This is a genomic window from Mesorhizobium sp. M1A.F.Ca.IN.022.07.1.1 (genome assembly GCF_003997575.1).
In the GTDB taxonomy this organism is placed as follows: domain Bacteria; phylum Pseudomonadota; class Alphaproteobacteria; order Rhizobiales; family Rhizobiaceae; genus Mesorhizobium.
On record NZ_RZST01000449.1, the window covers coordinates 1 to 3,923 of the forward strand.

A 3,923-nucleotide genomic window follows, 5' to 3' on the forward strand; every position below is an offset into this window, starting at 1 on the left:
GTGACGGTCCATTCGAAGCCGAGCGGATTGCCGATGGCGATCGCGATCTGGCCGCGCCTGAGGCGCTTGGAATCGCCGAGCGGGGCGATGTCGGCGAAGCTGCGGTCGGCGCGAACCAGCGCAATGTCGGTGTCGGGATCGCGGCCAAGCACGCGCCCCTCGCGCGAAGCGCCATCCGGCATCGTGACGCGAACGTCGCGGGCGTCGTCGACGACGTGGAAATTGGTGACGACCAGCCCGTCCTGAGCGATCACGAAGCCCGAGCCATGGCCGCCGGCACCAATGCGCTCGATGCGGCACACGGCCGGTCCGATTCGATCGACGGCGTGAGCGACCGTCGCCGAGTAGGCGTCGAGCAAGGCGTCATCGGATTGGAGTTTTTCGACGGCGAAGGCCATGGGTGGGGCTCCCGTGTGATCTGGCGCAAACGATGCCTATATGTGCGGAGCGGCAGCAATTGCCGCGACCTGACCACATGGCCAGTCAGGCACTCGACTAGCCGTCAGGCGAGTATTCGCGGCGGGGCCATGGAGCGATATCTGGGTCACAGAACCCAGGAGACCATCGATATGAGCAACTTCAACCTTAGTGCCTTTTCCGATGCCGTTGCCGATGTCGCGGCGGCCGCCGCGCCGGCGCTGGCAAGCTTCGCTACGCATCACCACCGCACCGCGAGCGCCTTCCACTGGCGCGACGGCTTCTTTGTTACCGCGGAGGAAGAGGTCGAAGCCGGAGAGGAGATCGAACTGACGCTGGCCTCGGGCGAAACTGTGAAGGCCGAGCTTGCCGGCCGCGATCCTTCGACGGGCGTTGCCCTGCTGAAGCCGGCTTCCGCCGCCGGTCTGCCGCAACTGGCTGAGGCCGCTGCCGTGCGCCCCGGCAACGTGGCGATCGCCGTCGGCAATAGCGAAGGGGCAGCACTTGCGGTCTTTGGCACGGTCGGCGAGGTCGGGCCCGCCTGGCGCTCGATGCGCGGCGGCGCGATCGAACGGCGCATCAATCTGGCCATCAACGCCGGCGGCCGCTTCGAGGGCGGTCCGGTGCTCGATGCCAAGGGCGGCCTGATCGGCATGCTCTTGTTCGGGCCGCGCCGGCGGGCGCTGGTCATGCCTTACGAGACGATCGAGCGGGCGGTTGCGACGCTGCGCGAGAAGGGACATGTCGCGCGCGGCTATCTCGGTGCCGGGCTGCACCCGATCCGCAACAGCGACACCCACGGCGCCATGGTGATGAGCCTCGACGACAGCGGCCCGGCGAAAGCCGCCGGCCTGCATGTCGGCGACATCATCGTCACCTGGAATGGCGAGGCCGTGCATGGGCCGCGCGAGCTGATCCGCAAGCTCGGGCCGGACAGCGCCGGCACCACCGTGACGCTCGGTATCTTGAGTGGCGGCGCTGAGCGCGATGTTTCGATCACCATCGGCGAAAAGCCGTTGAGCTGAGAGGCCGATGGCAAGCAGCGCGATACAAACGATTGCTCGACCGGAGCCGGCAAGCACCCGGCTGACGGTGCTGATCGCGCTCGGCGACGCGGCCCGCGCCGAGCAACTGGTCGATGCGCTTGCGGCGAGCGAGGACCTGCTGCCGATCCTCGCCGGGAGCGGCATGGGTCAAACGGCGGATGTCGCCTTGGTCGATGAGGCTGCTTCGGAAAGCCGGGCCGTGAGCCCGGCAACGCCATGTGTGCTGCTCTCGCGCCGCGCCGGCCATGAAAGGCCGGGCGGCAATGTGTTTGCGACGCTGCCGGGGTCCGCCGACGGCCTGCTGATTGCCGCCGCCTTGCGCTTGGCGGCGTCCGGCTATCGCATCGGCCGGGCAGGACCGTCCGATCTTGGTGCACATGGCGAGTTCCACGCGGGGGTGTCCGAGGACGAGGCGCCCGACGACAACCAGCCCCGCGCGGCGTTGTCGCCGCGCGAAGCTGAAGTGCTGGCGCTGCTGGCGGAAGGCGCGCCCAACAAGGTAATCGCCCGGCGGCTCAACATCTCCGTCCACACGGCGAAATTCCACGTCGCCGCGATTCTGATCAAGCTCGGCGCCGCCAACCGCACCGATGCGATCGCCATCGCGATGCGGCAAGGGCTGGTGCTGGTCTAGACCCTTTCAGCACGACGCTGCGTAACCTCCGACCGGTGCGTTGGGCCTTGCGCCACGGCTGCCCGCCGCGCAAGTTGCCTCACTGTTGCAGAGGGAGCCGAGACATGTCGCTCAAGGGAAAGACGCTATTCATCTCGGGCGGATCGCGCGGGATTGGGTTGGCGATCGCGCTGCGCGCGGCGCGCGACGGCGCCAATATAACGATTGCAGCCAAAACCGCCGAGCCGCATCCGAAGCTGCCGGGCACGATCTACAGCGCGGCCGAAGAAATCGAGCAGGCCGGCGGCAAGGCGCTGCCGGTGCTTTGCGACATCCGCGACGAGGCTCAGGTCGGCGAGGGGGTGGCAAAAACCGTCGAGCGGTTCGGCGGCATCGACATCTGCGTCAACAATGCCAGCGCCATCCAGCTTACCGGCACGCTGGAGACCGACATGAGGCGCTACGATCTGATGCACCAGATCAACACGCGCGGCACGTTCCTGGTGTCCAAAATGTGCATTCCACACCTGAAGTTGGCAAAGAATCCTCACATCCTGAATCTGGCGCCGCCGCTCGACATGAAGGCCAAGTGGTTCAAGAACCACGTCGCCTACACGATGGCCAAGTTCGGCATGTCCATGTGCACGCTCGGCATGAGCGCCGAGTTCGCCAAAGACGGCATCGCCGTCAATTCGTTGTGGCCGATCTCGACCATCGACACGGCCGCCGTGCGCAATCTCCTGGGTGGCGCCACGGTGGCTGCGATGAGCCGCTCGCCCGACATCATGGCCGATGCCGCGTGCGCGATCTTCCTGCGGCCGGCGCGCGAGGCGACCGGCAATTTCTACATCGACGAAGAGGTGCTGCGGGCCGAGGGCGTCACGGACTTTTCGGCCTATGCGCCAGGCGCGGCGGATCAGCTTGCCGGCGATTTCTTCGTGCCGGACGAGGTGTTCGCCAACTCGCCGACGAAGGTCAGAAGGATCTACTGACAGCCCGCGGCCGCCTCATTCCGCGGCGCCCTTCCTGCCTTTCGATGGATTCGACGCGAGTTCGAGACGCGTCCTGAGATGTTCCGGGGCGGTTTCGCCCTGATCTACGCAATTCCGAAAACCGCTGCGCACTCTCCTGGAATTGCTCTGTGGGGTTCGGCCGTATCTCGGGCAGGTGGACTTATTTTCAAGATAAAGCCCCGCCGGAGAGGGGCGCCGGCGGGGCTCATGTGTCCCGCTGGAGTCGGGACAGGGCAGGGAACGCCCTGACTGGAATCTGGGTGCCGCAATGCGGCGATTCAATGAGCACGGCGGGATGAGCGGGACAATTCTTCTTGAATTCCAAGAGAAAGGGCCCGTCCGGATCCGGACGGGCCCAATCTTGTCGCGCCGATTCCGAAAATCGGCTCAGGATCTTCAAGTCATTGCTCGTTGCTCGCCACAGGCGCCACCAGCGAGGTGATGCGGCGGATGGCGACACGACGGTTCTCGCGGTTCGGGCTAGACGTATTCACCTTGAGATATTCCTCGCCATAGCCCTGTGTCGTGAGGTTCTCGGCCGGGACGCCGAAAGCGTTGGTCAACGCTTCGGCGACCGCCTCGGCACGCCGATCCGACAGTGCGAGGTTCGCGTCAGGCGTACCGACGGCGTCGGTGTGGCCCTCGATCAGGAAGGTCTCGGCCGGGTTCTTCTTGAGAAGTTTGTCCATGGCGGTGGCCACGCCTTCGAGCTTCTGCACTTCGGTGTCGGAAAGAGTCGCCGAGCCGAAATCGAAGTTGAGCGTGTCGAGGTCGATACGCCGGGCGATGTCGCGCACGCGGGCCGAGCGCTTGACCTCGTCGATCGAGTAGAGA

At 65.8% G+C, this 3,923-nt stretch carries 5 protein-coding genes; 3 read left to right on the forward strand and 2 right to left on the reverse strand.

The annotated features are described in order from the left end of the window. The coding region (locus EOA75_RS30070) for a trypsin-like peptidase domain-containing protein (protein ID WP_206517066.1) at positions 1-398 on the reverse strand (398 nt) is incomplete at its 3' end. A gap of 171 nt (positions 399-569) precedes the next feature. Here EOA75_RS30070 and EOA75_RS30075 point away from each other — a divergent pair. From EOA75_RS30075 to EOA75_RS30085, 3 genes are all read left to right on the forward strand, one after another. Continuing rightward, positions 570-1,442, forward strand: a complete 873-nt coding sequence (locus tag EOA75_RS30075; protein ID WP_127325851.1) for a S1C family serine protease — start codon at positions 570-572, stop codon at positions 1,440-1,442. Between the two features lie 7 nt (positions 1,443-1,449). After that, complete coding sequence (locus tag EOA75_RS30080) at positions 1,450-2,097, forward strand: helix-turn-helix transcriptional regulator (protein WP_127325852.1); 648 nt, start codon at positions 1,450-1,452, stop codon at positions 2,095-2,097. 104 nt (positions 2,098-2,201) lie between these two features. Next, on the forward strand, positions 2,202-3,068 hold the full coding sequence (locus tag EOA75_RS30085; protein ID WP_127325853.1) for an NAD(P)-dependent oxidoreductase: 867 nt from the start codon (positions 2,202-2,204) through the stop codon (positions 3,066-3,068). Between the two features lie 422 nt (positions 3,069-3,490). On the opposite strand, the gene EOA75_RS30090 is transcribed toward EOA75_RS30085, so the two are convergent. Continuing rightward, positions 3,491-3,923 (reverse strand): OmpA family protein (locus EOA75_RS30090; RefSeq protein ID WP_164747668.1); only part of this gene is annotated, 433 nt, incomplete at its 5' end.